Raw genomic sequence first — 13,401 nt, forward strand, 5'->3', positions numbered from 1 at the left:
CGTGCCGGATGCGCCCGGGTCAGGACGCGTCGGCGGTGCGGTCGAATCGCTCGAGATCGTGCGCGAAGCGAGCGACCTCGTCGTCGGACCAGGAGGCGAGGTGCGCTTCGACGATCCGCTGGAGCGATGCGAGCGTGCGGTGGAACGCGGAGGTGCCGGCCTCGGTCAGCTCGAGCGGCCGCCCGCGCCCGGTGTCGCTCGGCGTCTCCCGAACGAAACCGAGACGCAGCAGCGCCGCGAGCTGGCGGGACACCGTCGAGCGGTTGAGGCGGAACATGCGCGCGATGTCGGTGGAGCGGATGCCGGGCTGTTCGGCGATCGCCATCATGATCGACTGCTCGGTCATCGACAGGGGCGTGTCGTCGTCGCGCGCATCGGCGAGACCGCGGCGGGTGATCGCGACGAGGGAGCGGAGCACGCGGCTGCTGTGATCGTGCCTCTCGGTGTCCATCTGGTCCTCCTGTTGCCTGATGCAACGCTACGCCCGTCAGTTGCATTCCGCAACGCAACTCGTCGACGGCCTGCGCCACGTCTGGGCGGATGGGAGGATGGAGGGATGGACACCGCCAACCTCACCCGTGACGAGACCGCGGCGCGATCCGCCGTGATCACCGTGCACCGGATCCGTGTCGAGCTCGATCTCGCGGGAGCCCCCGAGCGCGCTCGCACGGGCTTCCGCACCGTGACGACTCTCGAGTTCGACGCCACCGCGACCGAAACCTGGCTCGACTTCATCGGGGAGTCGGTTGAGCGCGTGGTGATCAACGGTGAGGAGGTGGACGTCGAATACGACGGCGCCCGCATCTCTCTGCGCGGTCTTGCCGCCACCAACACGGTCGTCGTCGACGCCGTCGGTGCCTACAGCCGGTCGGGCGAGGGGCTGCACCGGTTCCACGATCCCGCCGATGGCGAGACCTACCTCTACACGCAGTACGAGCCGGCGGACTCGCGACGTGTGATGGCCTGCTTCGAGCAGCCCGACATCAAAGCGTCGTACACCTTCGTGATCGATGCCCCCGCCGGTTGGGAAGTCCTCTCCAACCAGTCCGCCGCGCGCACGGAAGCGGGCGTCGGTATCCAGCGCGTCGAGTTCGCGCCGACGTTGCCGCTCTCGAGCTACATCACCTCGGTCGCGGCGGGACCGTACGCCCGTGTCGACGGGGAGTGGGAGCGCGACGACCAGCGCATCGCGCTCGGAGTGTTCGCCCGCCGGTCGCTCGCCGAGTACCTGGAAGCGGATGAGATCCTCGAGGTCACCCGTCAGGGGCTGGACTTCTTCGCCGAGGCCTTCGCGTACCCGTACCCGTGGGGCAAGTACGACCAGATCTTCGTGCCCGAGTACAACCTCGGTGCGATGGAGAATCCCGGACTGGTCACCTTCACGGAGTCGTACCTCTCCCGCGGCGCGGCGACCGAGGCCCAGCGCGCCGCGCGCGCGAACACGATCCTCCACGAGATGGCGCACATGTGGTTCGGCGACCTCGTGACGATGCGCTGGTGGGACGACCTGTGGCTCAAGGAGTCCTTCGCCGACTACATGGGATCGCACGCCTCGGCCGCCGCGACCCGGTACTCGGACGCGTGGGTGACGTTCGCGGCCCGGCGCAAGGCCTGGGCGTACCAGCAGGATCAACTGCCGACGACGCATCCGATCGTCGCCGACATCACCGACCTCGAGGCGGCGAAGCTCAATTTCGACGGCATCACGTACGCCAAGGGCGCGTCAGTTCTGAAGCAGCTCGTGGCCTTCGTGGGGGAGGACGCGTTCTTCGAGGGGGCTCGCCGGTACTTCGCCGCGCACGCGTTCGGCAACACGACGTTGGATGATCTGCTCGTGCAGCTGAGCACGGTCTCGGGCCGTGACATGGGGGAGTGGTCCCGGGCGTGGCTCCAGACGACCGGGATGTCGACGCTGTGGCTGGAGGAGACCGACGAGGCGGATGCCGGTGCCCGCGTGCTCGTGCAGACCGACCCTCGTCCGCACCGGTTGCGCATCGGGCTGTACGAGCGTGAGGGGGAGCGGCTCGTGCGCCGCGACCAGATCGCTGTCGACATCGTCGAGGAGCGGACGCCGATCGTCGTTCCCGAGGCCGACCTCGTGCTGGTGAACGACGACGACCTCACGTACGCCAAGGCGCGCGTGGACGAGCGCTCGCTCGCCACCGTCGAAGAGTCGCTCTCGGCGATCGACGACCCGCTCGCGCGTGGACTCGTCTGGTCCTCGCTGTGGAACGCCACCCGCGACGGCGACCTCGACCCTCGGCGATATCTCAGCATCGTGCGCGCACACGCACCGCTCGAATCCAACAGCGGACTCCTGACCGGTGTCCTCGCCAACGCGGCCTTCGCCATCCGTCACTTCGTCGCGGACGCGCATCGGGATGCCGAGCAGCGCTCCTGGCTCGCCGCATCGCTCATCGCGTTGTGGGACGCGGATGCCGGCAGCGATGCGCAGTTGTCGTGGGCTCGCGCCTTCGCCGGAGCATCCGCCTACGACGACCACCACGCCGCGCAGGTGCGGGAGTTGCTCGGCGGGCACGTCCCGGAGGGGCTCACGGTCGATCCCGATCTCCGTTGGCAGCTGCTGACCGCACTCGCGACCTGTGGGCACGCCGACGCGGAGGAGATCAATGCGGAGCTCGAGCGTGATGACACCGGGAGCGGGCGGACAGCCGCCCGCCGCGCCCTGGCCTCTCGACCGGATCTCGTGGTCCGTCAGGCGGCCTGGGATGCGGCCTGGAACGATCTCTCGCTCAGCAACGACCACCTCGACGCCGAGATCGGCGGATTCCGCGCCGGAGGTCGTCGCGATCTGGTCGCGGACTTCGACGCGGAGTACTTCCGCCGCATCGTCGACGCCTGGCGCACTCGGAGCATCGAGCTCGCACGGCGCCTCGTGCTCGGGCTCTTCCCGGCCACCGACACCACCGAGGCGGCAGACGCCTGGCTGGCGGAGAACGCGGAGGCGCCTGCAGCGCTCCGACGACTCGTTATCGAGCAGCGCGACCACCTCGCCCGCGAGATCCGCGTGCGCGCGGCTCAGGGCTAGGGGGTTCGTGGCTCGAGCGGCATCCCCATCACGGTGCGCACGATCCACGGATGCGCGCGGTCCTCGTCGATCCGAATCATACCGAGATGCTCGGCGACCCCGCGTGAGGCGCGATTCTCCGGGTGGATGATCGCCGTGAGGACGATCGGCGCGTAGCGTCGGCGGGCGAGCTCGACGCACGCGCGAGCGGCCTCGGTCGCGTAGCCGCGGCGTTGCATCGCGGGGCGCACGTGATAGCCGACCTCGAGCACGCGCTCCTCGTTGACCGACTGCCAGGTGAGTCCGCAGTCCCCGACGAAGTCGCCGTCATGCGTCTCGATGATCCACAGGCCGTGGCCGTCTTCGGTGTAGCGCGTGCGCATCCTCTCGATCCACTCGGCGCTCTCGGCCCGCGTCTTCGGCGCCGGGTAGAAGGCCATGATGTCGGGGTCGCCGAGCATCGCAGCGATCCGATCGAGATCGGCTCCGACCATCTCGCGGAATCGCAGGCGCGGGGTCGGGTCGGGGAGGAGCCGGGGTGGCAGAGCCATCAGACGTCGAGCGACTCGCCGGGTTCGAGCACGAGGAACTCGCCGCCGCCCTGCTGGGTCGCCCACTCCAGGCGCTGGCGGTGCATGGTCTTCCCCGCCACCGAGAGCGTCATGTCGTGCGTGCCGAACGCGCGGCGAGGCTTCACCGCGAGCACGTAGTCGATCGCGTCGCCGATCTTCAGCCAGGGGGCACCGAGGGGAGCGGCGAGTGTGCCGACCTCGACACCCTCGGGTACGGCGTAGGAGTCGCCCGGGTAGTACAGCTCGTCGTTCACCAGGACGCCGACGTTGTCGATCACCGGGATCGAGGAGTGGATGATCTCGTGCGTGCCGCCGAAGAAGCGCAAGGTGAACTCGCCGACCGTGCGGGTCTCGCCGGGGGAGACGACCGTGATCTCGTAGCCGTCGGCGGCGCGGGCGACCCCGGCGGGCGCGAAGATCGGGATGCCCGGCACCACGCGCAGGATGCGGTCGAGGTGTTCGGGTGTCCAGTGATCGGGGTGCTCGTGAGTGAGCACCACGGCCACGACGTCGCCGAGGTCGGTCAGCGGAGTGGTGAAAGAACCGGGATCGATGAGCAGCGTCTCCCCGTTCTGATCGATGCGGAGGCTGGCATGTTCGAACTTGGTCACGCGCATGGGTCGAGTCAACTCCTTCGCTCGGCGGCGCGCAAACCCTTGACTTCGCGCACGCCACGCCCGGGCGTCGCGCTGTCGGTGCCTCGATTTGGCGTCGTGAGAATCGTCATGGCATACTTGAACAGTTGTCGCGCGACGGAAACGAAACGCAGACGGCCCCATCGTATAGCGGCCTAGTACGCCGCCCTCTCACGGCGGTAACGCGGGTTCGAATCCCGCTGGGGTCACACAACAAGAGAAGGCCCCCGGTTCTCCGGGGGCCTTCTTCGTGCGCGGATGCCGAGGCTCAGGTTGCGCGCTTCGCGCCGGTGAGCCACAGGGCGGTCGTCGTCGTGGCCAGGGCTGCGGCGGCGAGCGGGAAGTCGAGCCCGTACATCGTGATGCCGACCACCGGGCCCACGAAGACGAGCACCGCGGAGACCGTCGCAGTGGCCGACGGGAATCGCGCGGGAGTCTGCCGCGGAGCCTTCTCGAAGCGCACCAACCACAGCGACGCCGCCCAGACGGCAGCGAGGACGATCACGAAGAACAGCGGACGCGTCCACCACCACGCCGCGCTTCCCGGCGCCGGCATCGGCAGGGGGAGCACCAGTTCGATCCCGATGAGCACGAGGATCACCGGGAAGTGCCAGAGATAGATGGTCATCAGTCGCGAGCCGATCACGAAGACCACGCCCTGCGCCGGCCGCGTGCGCATGAGCGCCGTCAGGGGTCGATGGAGGAGTGTCAGCCCCGCAGCCTGCACGATCGCCAGCAGCGCCATCGGTGCAGTCGGCGGCCATTGGTTCGTCAGCATGCTTGCGGGGTACCCCGCCAGAGCGACGAGTGCCCAGAGCGCCGCATAGCCTCCCGCGAAGAGTGCGACGAGCTGCCACCACGCGCGTCGCGCGAACCACCGGTCATACAGGAAGAACCCGACCTGCTGGGCGAACAGCCAGATGAACACGATGTTCGGGATTCCGAAGATCTCCTGCCCGAATCCGTACCCCGTCGGCGGGACCCGGTCGATGCCGAGCAGCCCGCCGACAACCAGGAACCGGAAGGTGTCGACCGCGAAACCGGCGAGCAGCAGCACGACGAGCACGCGTGCGCCGTACCGCTCGTGCAGACGCATCATGAAGGGTGCGCAAGCCTGGGTGATCAGATAGGCGGCGAGGAACCACAGCGGTGATCCGACCCCGATCGCGATCGAATCCACGAAGGCGGGGTCGAGGTCGATCACCCGTGTGATACCCAGGGCGAGCGTGAAGAACACGAACACGGGGAGTGCGGGGCGCGCGAGTCGTGCGAGTCGCACGCGGACGAACTCGTCCGCGCTGTCGCCGCGGGATACTGCGGAGCGCCACCCCGCGCGCGCTGCGTATCCGCCCACGACGAAGAACAGCGGCATGATGTTGACGACCCACGTCCCGGCGACGAACCACGGCTGCAACTCGACGGTCTTCTCGATGACGAGAGACCCGTCAGTACCCCGGCCGACGCCGGTGAACAGGATGTGGACGAAGACCACGAGGAGCACGCACGCGACGCGCGCGAGGTCGAGTGTGAGATCGCGTCCTGCGGGGACGGTGCGGGTCGTCGTGTCGGCGGCGGCGCGGGTCATGCCGAAGACTCTAGCGCTGCGAGACCGTCGTACGAGCGACCGTGGCGTCTCCTGTGGAAAGACGCCCGGAAAGGGATGCCCGGCGCGTTCGCGGGCACCCCTCCGGTCGTCAAGCGGGTCAGGCGTCGACGTCGGATGCCGCGGCGCCGACCGCCTCGCGCCGGGTGCGGCGCGCCCGGCGGATGAGCCAGATCGCGAGCACCACGGCCCCGGCGATCGCTGCCCAGGGGAGAAGGAAACCGACGGCGATCACGAGCGCGTTGAGCGACACGATGAGCCCGTTCCACCCCGCCCAGAGGCCGTCACCGAACCCCGCGGGGTCGGCCGCGGTCGTCGTGGCCGTGCGGGTCAGCTGCACCTGGAGGCTCGACATGGCGACCTGGTCCTCGAGCGTGGCGAGTTGCTGTTCGTAGGACTCGAGTTGCGCCTGACGGTCGGTCAGTGCGACCTCCGCCTCGATGAGCTCCGATACCGACCCCGACTGAGCCATGAGCTCGGTCAGCCGCTGCACCGACGCCTTCGTCGCGTCGACGCGCGCCCGGAGATCCACGGCGACGTCGGTGACGTCCTGACGGGAGATCGACGACGAGAGCACCTCTCCGGAGTCGTCGAGCTCGGCGATGACCGTCGAGAGGTCCGCCGAGGGGACGCGGATGCTGATCCAGCCGTACCCCGAGTCGGCGGGCGCGGGCTCGGTCGTGCCGTCGACGGCCAGAGCCTTGCCGACCTCGGTGCTCTCGACGTATCCGCCGTGCTCCTCCGCGAGGGCGGCGATGGCGTCTGCGGCATCCGCGATGTCGTCCACTTCGAGCGTGGCGTTCGCGTTCGCGATGATCTCGCGATCGGCCGTCGCGACGTCGCCGCCTACGAGGGGGCTCGATTCCGCGCTGCTGTCGAGACTCGCGCTGCGGTCGTCGACTCCCTGCTCGGGCATCGCGACACCCGGGATCGGGGCGCCGACGGCAGGGGAGCTGACGCCGTCGGCCGTGCTCGCCGCGCCGCCCGAACCGACGACGCTGAGGATCGGAGGCGTCACCAGGACGCCGACCGCGAAGGCCGCGGCGACGCCGACTCCGGTCAGCCATCGGCGGCGGCGCACACCTACGCGCGCCGGTGCCGCCTGCGGGGCGGGCCCTGGAGAGCGCTCCTCGGCGATCTGGGCGAACACGGCGTTCTCGATGCGCGCGACCGCCTCATCCGACAGCTCGGGCAGCTCTTCCGGGGTGCTCTGTTCGTTCATGCGTCTCTCACTTCCTGGACGGCGCCCCGCAACTGGGTGCGCACTCGGGAGAGACGGTTCCGAACGACGGCATGGCTCACGCCCAGCTCCTCCGCGGCCGCCTGATAGGCGTACCCCTCGGTCGCGCAGAGGCGGAAGATCTCGCGATCGATCTCGCTGAGGTTCCCCACCTCGTCGGCGATGCGCGCGGCGAGCGCGGACGTGATGACCTGCTCCTCGACGTTCACCGTGTCGGGGAGGGAGTCGTCGAGCGCGTCCGAGGTGTGCGCCTGATCCCGCCGTCGTTGCCGCAGCCGATTCGCCGCCTGGAAGCGGCAGATCGTCGCCAGCCACGGCAGGATCGACTCGCCCTGGAGGTCGAGCGCCGGCAGTTTGCGCCAGGCGACCAGAAAGGTCTCCTGAGCGACGTCCTCGGCATCCGCGGGGGAAGCGAGGATGCCGTAGGCGATCCAGTACACGGGCCGGACGTGCGCGCGGTACAGCTCGCGGAAGGCGCTCTCGTCGCCCGCCGCGGCCTGGGCCGCCCATCTCTGATCACTCGTCTGCGTAGGCATCCTGATTCCGTTCGGTGTCTCTCACCCGGAGAGTGTCGAGGGATGCCCCATCGTCTCAGAATCAGGAGGCGGCGGCGGGGGCTGCCTTCGCCGTGCTCTGCGACATCTTGTCGATCCACGCGAGGGCGAGGGCCGAAAGGATGAAGACGCAGTGGATGACGACCTGCCACAGCACACCGGTCGGGGTGTACGTGGTTCCCTCGAAGTCCGTTCCTCCGGTGGTGAGCCCGCCCACGGCGATGAAGGTCTTCAGCAGGTGGATCGAGGAGATGCCGATGATGGCCATCGCCAGCTTGACCTTGAGCACGTTCGCGTTGACGTGCGAGAGCCACTCGGGCTGATCGGGGTGACCCTCGGTGTTGATGCGCGAGACGAAGGTCTCGTAGCCGCCGATGATCACCATGATCAGCAGATTCGCGATCATGACGACGTCGATGAGTCCGAGCACCGCGAGCATGATGACGGCTTCGTTGATCTCGGTCGGATGCGCCACGACCTCGGTGATCAGGTGCCACAGCTCGATCATGAAGACGACGACGTAGACGAGCTGCGCGACGATCAGTCCGATGTAGAGAGGGGCCTGGAGCCAGCGGCTCACGAAGATGAGGGAGCCGATCGACCGGGCCCAGGGATTGCGCGGTGCGGTCTCGAGCGGGGCGACGCCGGAGGGAGCGTTCTCGGGGTGCGAAGTCGAAGTCACGCGCCTATTCCACCATGTCCGAGACGCTGGGCTAGCATTGCGTCTGCGAGGGGGAGTATCCCGGAAACGCGCGTAACGTCATCACGAGCATCACAGCCGCTGCTCCGGGCGCGCGACGCACCATGTGCGGGGGAGAGACTCTCGATACTTCTAGACCCTTCGCGAAAGCTGTCGTTCCCCGTGGAAATCCCTCTCTGGTTCGAGATCACCTCGATGATCGTGCTCACGATCATCCTGATCGGCGACCTGCTGCTCATCCGTCTCCGGCCGCACATCCCGTCCACGAAGGAGTCGACCCTGTGGGTCGTCTTCTACGTCGGACTCGCCCTGCTCTTCGCGCTCCTGCTCGGCAATGTCGGAGGGTGGCGGAACGCCGGCGACTTCATCACGGGGTGGGCGCTCGAGTACAGCCTCTCGGTCGACAACCTCTTCGTGTTCGTGCTGATCATGGCCCAGTTCGCCGTTCCCCGACGTCTGCAGCAGCAGGTCCTCATGGTGGGCATCATCATCGCGCTGCTGCTGCGCGGCGCCTTCATCCTCGTGGGTGTCACGATCATCGAGAACTTCTCGCCGATCTTCTATGTCTTCGGTGCCTTCCTCGTCTGCACGGCGATCAAGCAGGCACTTCCCGAGGGTGAACACGAGGACGACGTCCGTCGAGAGAACTTCATCGTGCGTCTGCTGCGTCGCCGCATCGACATCAGTGAGACGTACGACGGGTCGAAGATCCGCACCACGGTCGACGGCAAGCGCATGTGGACGCCGATGGTCATCGTGTTCATCACGATCGGCGTGACGGACCTCATCTTCGCGATCGATTCCATCCCCGCGATCTTCGAGATCACCACGAACGGCTTCCTCGTCTTCGCCGCCAACATCTTCGCGCTGATGGGTCTGCGCCAGCTCTACTTCCTGCTCGGCGACCTTCTCGATCGTCTGCGCTACCTGCACTACGGCATCGCGGTCATCCTCGGCTTCATCGGCATCAAGCTGATCCTGCACGCCCTCCACGTCAACGAGCTGCCGTTCATCAATGGCGGGCAGCACGTGGAATGGGTGCCCGACATCGACAACATGGTCTCGCTCGGCGTCATCCTGGTCTCGATGACCGTGGCCACCGTCGCGAGCCTGATCGCGGCGTCGCGGGAGAAGCGCGCCCAGAAGGTGGCTCCGCCCGCGGAGTGATGCCGGGGAGAGGCGCTAATCACTCCACGGACCAGAGGACTTCGGCATCGAGCGTGGCGTCGATCGTCTGGCGGAGCAGCGCCCCCGCCGACTCGGACTGCAGGAGCGAGTACCGGTCGTACTCGCCGAGCGGGGCGATCGCGGCGAGCTGCCAGGACGCGGCGAGGGGATCGTCGGAGAGCTCGGTGTTCGCTTCCCAGCGGGCTTCGGGAGCACGCGCGAGTACCCGTCGAACGATCTGCTCGCCCTCGGCGAGCAGGGGAGCCAGCCCGTCGTGCCACTCCAGCGGCGGAAGCGGCGTCAGCTCGGCGCGGGGGTGCGGGTCGTCGTCGAGCCACTGCTCGACGAGGAAGCGTTCCGTGCCGACCGCGAGGGCGCGCAGCATCTCTGTCTCCGCCGACACGCTGACGAGTCGCGCCAGCGTTCCCACGCGACTGCGCTGATCACCGCCGCCCGCCTCGGATCCGCGCTCGATCAGGACGACGCCGAACTCCGGGTCCTCCTCGTCGAGGAGTCGTCCGACCATCGTGAGGTAGCGGGGCTCGAACACCCTCAGCGGGAGCGGGGTGCAGGGGAACAGCACCGAACCGAGCGGGAACATCGGCGTCGCGTTCATGGGATAAGTCAACACCGCGTGCCTCGCCGAGGCCAGCGACGTAGTGTGAACGGATGCGCAGACCGCTCCCCGTCACCCCGGCACCGGGTCAGGAATCCGTCTGGGACTATCCCCGCCCGCCTCGCGTGGAACAGGTGGCGCAGCGCGTCACGATCCGCCTCGGCGGCGAGCTGATCGCGGATACGCACCGGGCGGTGCGAGTGCTCGAGACGAGTCATCCGCCGGTCTATTACGTTCCGATCGCCGACTTCGTTCCGGGCGCGCTCACCGACGCTCACGGATCGTCGTTCTGCGATTTCAAGGGTGCGGCGCGCTACCTCGACGTCCACGGTGGCGAGGTCGTGCGTACGGGCGTGGCATGGAACTACCCGGAACCGGCACCGGGTTTCGAGATGCTCGTCGATCGCGTCGCCGTCTACGCCGGACCCATGGACGAATGCACGGTCGGGGGAGAGATCGTCCTGCCGCAACCCGGAGGCTTCTACGGGGGCTGGATCACGTCATCCGTCGTCAGACCCTTCAAGGGGATCCCGGGTTCGATGGGCTGGTAGCCGCACCCGCGACGCTCAGAACGCCCGCAGATTCGCCTGCAGGCCGCCGTCCGCGTACTCGCGCCGCAGGATGCCGCGGCGACGGAGGATCGGGACCAGCTCGTCGAGCGTGCGATGCAGGGTCACCGGGTGGAAGTCGCCCCAGAGCAGCACGCCGTCGTTGCCCCATTCGCCGAGCTCCTCGATCAGGTCGGCGAACTCCTCCGCCGTGCCCACGAAGCCGCTGCGATCGTTGATGCGTCCGGCGCGGACGAGGGCCGTCAGGTGCGCGCGCAGGGGCGCGTCCTCACCGCGGTCGCCGACCAGCCGCTGGATGCTTCCGCGCGACACGTGCGCACCGAAGATCGAGAGGTCGAGCGGGCGATCGAGATCGAGTGCGGTGAGATCCGTCTCCAGGTCGCTCGACTGCTTGCGCGCGATCTGCGCGAGCGCCGCGTCATCGGGGTGAGCCGAGGCGGCGACGATCCGATCGGCCTCCTCCGGCGACGAGACGATGACGGGCTGGATGGCGAACAGGATCTTGATGTCGTCCGGGCGGCGTCCGCGCTCGATGGCCGCGTCGTGGATCTTCTTCCGGTACCCCCGAACCGACTGCTCGTTCAGGGGTGCGAGCGCGAGCTGCACGTCGGAGTTCGCGCCGGCGAATCCGAGGCCGCGACCGGATCCTCCAGGCGACACGATGGCGGGCTCCCCGTCGGTGAACGGAATCGCATTGAGCGGTCCGTCGAACGAGTAGTACTCGCCGCGGTGCTGCACGGCGCGCAGCTTCGACCCGTCGGCGTACACGTCGGTGTCGCGGTCGAGCACGAGGGCGTCATCGTCCCAGCTGCGCCAGAGGGAGCGGATGCCGTCGAGCCATTCCTCTGCGCGGTCGTAGGCCTCGTCGTGGCCGAGCTGCGCGTCACCCGAGAAATGACGGGCGCTGCCCGTATCGGTGACCACGTTGAGGCCGAGGCGATGACCGCTCAGATGCTGGAGGGTCGCGAACTGGCGCGCCGAGGTGAAGGGCAGCGAGGCCGCGGGGTTCACCGTGGGGACGACGCCGAGGTGCCGCGTCGCCTGGAAAAGGTACGGGGCGAGCAGCAGAGGATCGTGCTTGGGGCCGCCGAAGGCGTGACGCACGCGCGAGTCGATGGTCGAGGGCGAGCCGAGGGAGGGACTGTCCTCGATGATCAGCAGATCGAATCCGGCCTGCTCGAGGGTGCGCGCCGCCTCCTGGTAGATCTCGGGTCGCGTCCAGTCGTAGTCCCAGTCGAGCGACGGATAGCCCCACCCCTGCGGACCGAAGCCGCGGGCGAGGAACCAGCCGAAATGCTGCGGACGGCTCATGCCACCGCCTCCCGGACGTCGTCGCGCCGAACGTCCTCGTGGACGGTCGCGAGCACGCGTGAGAGATCGCCGATGAGGTCGTCCACGTCCTCGATGCCGATCGACAGGCGCACGGTGCCGGGGTGCACTCCGAGGGCGAGACGCTCCTCCTCGGTGCGGTGGGAGTGGCTGGTGGTGCCCGGGTGGAGCACCAGGGAGCGGACGTCGCCGATGTGCGTCATGTGGACGAAGACCCCGACGCTCTCGACGAAGTCGCGTGCGGCGGGAAGGCCACCGCGGAGGGTGACGGTGAAGATCGAGCCGAAGCCGCCATCGAGGTAGCGTCGCGCGGTGGCGTGATCCGGATGTGTCGGGAGACCTGCGTAATCCACGCCCGCGATCGCAGGGTGCGCCGCGAGGAACGCCGCGATGGCCTGGGCGTTGCGCGATTGGCGCTCGACCCGCAGCCCGAGCGTCTCGACGCCCTGCCCGATGAGGAAGGCGTTGAGAGGGGATGGCGACGCGCCGAACCGAGGAGCGACGGTTTCCCGGGCGTACGCGATCCGCGCGTTCCCGCCGTGGCGCGCGGCGACGCTCGGCTCACCGTTGCGACCGGGGAGCACGAGGTGGGGTGCGTTGTGGCCGGAGGTCGCCGCGTCGAACCGACCGTCGTCCACGATCACACCCCCGAGGACCGAGCCGTGCCCGGCAAGAAACTTCGACGCGGAGTGCACGACGATCGCCGCCCCGTGCTCGAGCGGACGCACGAGGAACGGCGTCGCGAGGGTGTTGTCGACGATGAGCGGGATCGCTGATTCGTCGGCGACGGCGCTGACCGCGGCGATGTCGAGGATGTCGTTGCGGGCGTTCGCGATCGACTCGGCGAACAGAGCCCGGGTGTTGGGGCGGATGGCGGCGCGCCATGCAGCCGGATCGGCGATGTCGTCGATGAAGGTCGTCTCGATCCCCAGGCGGGAGAGGTTGTCGAGGAAGAGGCCCCGGCTGCCCTCGTAGATGTGCGTCGACGAGACGATGTGATCACCGGCGCCCGCGACCGTGAGCAGGGCGGTCACCACCGCCGCCTGGCCACTCGCGACGAGGAGGGCGTCGGCCCCGGACTCGAGCGCGGCGATCTGCCGTTCCACGGCCCTGATCGTCGGGTTCCCCGTGCGGGTGTAGCCGAAGCCCGCCCCGGTGCCGAAGTGATCGGCGGCGTGATCGAAGTCGTCGAACTCGAAACCCGCGGTGAGGTAGATCGGCGTCGCGCGCGCGGCTGCGACGTCTCGCGTCCTCGCGGCGTGGACGGCACGGGTCGCGAAGCGGGCGGTGTCGGCGGTCATGCGATGCCTCTCGATGATTCGGGGTGAACAGTAGGGTGTCACGGCGCGTCATGACGCGCCGAAGCGGTGGTAACCTGACGTCATGCG

Annotated in this window: 13 protein-coding genes and 1 tRNA gene; 4 read left to right on the forward strand and 10 right to left on the reverse strand. The window is 68.4% G+C overall.

Translation table 11 applies throughout. The features are described 5' to 3' along the window. Window positions 1-19: 19 nt before the first annotated feature. Window positions 20-451, reverse strand: coding sequence for a MarR family winged helix-turn-helix transcriptional regulator (locus ACFY9N_RS07320; RefSeq protein WP_391477751.1), 432 nt, complete (start codon window positions 449-451; stop codon window positions 20-22). A gap of 105 nt (window positions 452-556) precedes the next feature. Between ACFY9N_RS07320 and pepN the strand changes: the two genes are divergently transcribed. Continuing rightward, entirely contained in the window at window positions 557-3,049 is a 2,493-nt protein-coding gene (gene pepN, locus ACFY9N_RS07325; RefSeq protein ID WP_391477752.1) for an aminopeptidase N, read from the forward strand. On the opposite strand, the gene ACFY9N_RS07330 is transcribed toward pepN, so the two are convergent. Next, window positions 3,046-3,579, reverse strand: a complete 534-nt coding sequence (locus tag ACFY9N_RS07330) for a GNAT family N-acetyltransferase (protein ID WP_391477753.1) — start codon at window positions 3,577-3,579, stop codon at window positions 3,046-3,048. The two genes, pepN and ACFY9N_RS07330, sit on opposite strands and share 4 nt — an antisense overlap. Then, window positions 3,579-4,217, reverse strand: coding sequence for an MBL fold metallo-hydrolase (locus tag ACFY9N_RS07335; RefSeq protein WP_391477754.1), 639 nt, complete (start codon window positions 4,215-4,217; stop codon window positions 3,579-3,581). The genes ACFY9N_RS07330 and ACFY9N_RS07335 overlap by 1 nt, the downstream gene beginning before the upstream one ends. Before the next feature lie 154 nt (window positions 4,218-4,371). Between ACFY9N_RS07335 and ACFY9N_RS07340 the strand changes: the two genes are divergently transcribed. Then, window positions 4,372-4,444, forward strand: a tRNA-Glu gene (locus tag ACFY9N_RS07340). 59 nt (window positions 4,445-4,503) lie between these two features. Here the strand turns inward: ACFY9N_RS07340 and ACFY9N_RS07345 are convergent. The 4 genes from ACFY9N_RS07345 to ACFY9N_RS07360 all read right to left on the reverse strand — a co-directional run bounded on the left by ACFY9N_RS07345 (window position 4,504) and on the right by ACFY9N_RS07360 (window position 8,314). Next, entirely contained in the window at window positions 4,504-5,820 is a 1,317-nt protein-coding gene (locus ACFY9N_RS07345; RefSeq protein ID WP_391477755.1) for an acyltransferase family protein, read from the reverse strand. Window positions 5,821-5,938: 118 nt separating this feature from the next. Next, window positions 5,939-7,060 carry a DUF4349 domain-containing protein gene (locus ACFY9N_RS07350; protein WP_391477756.1) on the reverse strand — a complete coding sequence of 374 codons (1,122 nt, stop codon included), beginning with the start codon at window positions 7,058-7,060 and terminating at the stop codon, window positions 5,939-5,941. Next, window positions 7,057-7,614 (reverse strand): RNA polymerase sigma factor, encoded by a 558-nt coding sequence (locus tag ACFY9N_RS07355; RefSeq protein WP_391477758.1) that lies wholly within the window; start codon window positions 7,612-7,614, stop codon window positions 7,057-7,059. The genes ACFY9N_RS07350 and ACFY9N_RS07355 overlap by 4 nt, the downstream gene beginning before the upstream one ends. Before the next feature lie 61 nt (window positions 7,615-7,675). Next, on the reverse strand, window positions 7,676-8,314 hold the full coding sequence (locus tag ACFY9N_RS07360) for a TIGR00645 family protein (protein ID WP_391477760.1): 639 nt from the start codon (window positions 8,312-8,314) through the stop codon (window positions 7,676-7,678). A 180-nt stretch (window positions 8,315-8,494) separates the two neighbouring features. Between ACFY9N_RS07360 and ACFY9N_RS07365 the strand changes: the two genes are divergently transcribed. Continuing rightward, window positions 8,495-9,499: a TerC/Alx family metal homeostasis membrane protein gene (locus tag ACFY9N_RS07365; RefSeq protein ID WP_391477762.1), complete on the forward strand. Its 1,005-nt coding sequence runs from the start codon at window positions 8,495-8,497 to the stop codon at window positions 9,497-9,499. A 19-nt stretch (window positions 9,500-9,518) separates the two neighbouring features. Here the strand turns inward: ACFY9N_RS07365 and ACFY9N_RS07370 are convergent, their stop codons facing one another. Further along, window positions 9,519-10,115, reverse strand: a complete 597-nt coding sequence (locus tag ACFY9N_RS07370) for an LON peptidase substrate-binding domain-containing protein (protein WP_391477764.1) — start codon at window positions 10,113-10,115, stop codon at window positions 9,519-9,521. Between the two features lie 53 nt (window positions 10,116-10,168). On the opposite strand from ACFY9N_RS07370, the gene ACFY9N_RS07375 reads away from it, so the two are divergent. After that, window positions 10,169-10,666 (forward strand): DUF427 domain-containing protein, encoded by a 498-nt coding sequence (locus ACFY9N_RS07375; protein WP_391477765.1) that lies wholly within the window; start codon window positions 10,169-10,171, stop codon window positions 10,664-10,666. Between the two features lie 15 nt (window positions 10,667-10,681). Here the strand turns inward: ACFY9N_RS07375 and ACFY9N_RS07380 are convergent, their stop codons facing one another. Next, window positions 10,682-11,995 carry an LLM class flavin-dependent oxidoreductase gene (locus ACFY9N_RS07380; RefSeq protein ID WP_391477767.1) on the reverse strand — a complete coding sequence of 438 codons (1,314 nt, stop codon included), beginning with the start codon at window positions 11,993-11,995 and terminating at the stop codon, window positions 10,682-10,684. Further along, complete coding sequence (locus ACFY9N_RS07385) at window positions 11,992-13,314, reverse strand: O-acetylhomoserine aminocarboxypropyltransferase/cysteine synthase family protein (protein ID WP_391477768.1); 1,323 nt, start codon at window positions 13,312-13,314, stop codon at window positions 11,992-11,994. The genes ACFY9N_RS07380 and ACFY9N_RS07385 overlap by 4 nt, the downstream gene beginning before the upstream one ends. Window positions 13,315-13,401: the final 87 nt, after the last annotated feature.

This window comes from Microbacterium sp. NPDC008134 (genome assembly GCF_042957055.1).
In the GTDB taxonomy this organism is placed as follows: Bacteria; Actinomycetota; Actinomycetes; order Actinomycetales; family Microbacteriaceae; genus Microbacterium.

Bases quoted from the DNA above. Each gene is read 5' to 3' on its own strand.
- ACFY9N_RS07345 (WP_391477755.1), bottom strand. From the start codon at position 5,820: ATGACCCGCGCCGCCGCCGACACGACGACCCGCACCGTCCCCGCAGGA.
- ACFY9N_RS07335 (WP_391477754.1), bottom strand. From the start codon at position 4,217: ATGCGCGTGACCAAGTTCGAACATGCCAGCCTCCGCATCGATCAGAAC.
- ACFY9N_RS07375 (WP_391477765.1), top strand. From the start codon at position 10,169: ATGCGCAGACCGCTCCCCGTCACCCCGGCACCGGGTCAGGAATCCGTC.
- ACFY9N_RS07330 (WP_391477753.1), bottom strand. From the start codon at position 3,579: ATGGCTCTGCCACCCCGGCTCCTCCCCGACCCGACCCCGCGCCTGCGA.
- ACFY9N_RS07350 (WP_391477756.1), bottom strand. From the start codon at position 7,060: ATGAACGAACAGAGCACCCCGGAAGAGCTGCCCGAGCTGTCGGATGAG.
- ACFY9N_RS07380 (WP_391477767.1), bottom strand. From the start codon at position 11,995: ATGAGCCGTCCGCAGCATTTCGGCTGGTTCCTCGCCCGCGGCTTCGGT.
- pepN (WP_391477752.1), top strand. From the start codon at position 557: ATGGACACCGCCAACCTCACCCGTGACGAGACCGCGGCGCGATCCGCC.
- ACFY9N_RS07355 (WP_391477758.1), bottom strand. From the start codon at position 7,614: ATGCCTACGCAGACGAGTGATCAGAGATGGGCGGCCCAGGCCGCGGCG.
- ACFY9N_RS07385 (WP_391477768.1), bottom strand. From the start codon at position 13,314: ATGACCGCCGACACCGCCCGCTTCGCGACCCGTGCCGTCCACGCCGCG.
- ACFY9N_RS07320 (WP_391477751.1), bottom strand. From the start codon at position 451: ATGGACACCGAGAGGCACGATCACAGCAGCCGCGTGCTCCGCTCCCTC.
- ACFY9N_RS07370 (WP_391477764.1), bottom strand. From the start codon at position 10,115: ATGAACGCGACGCCGATGTTCCCGCTCGGTTCGGTGCTGTTCCCCTGC.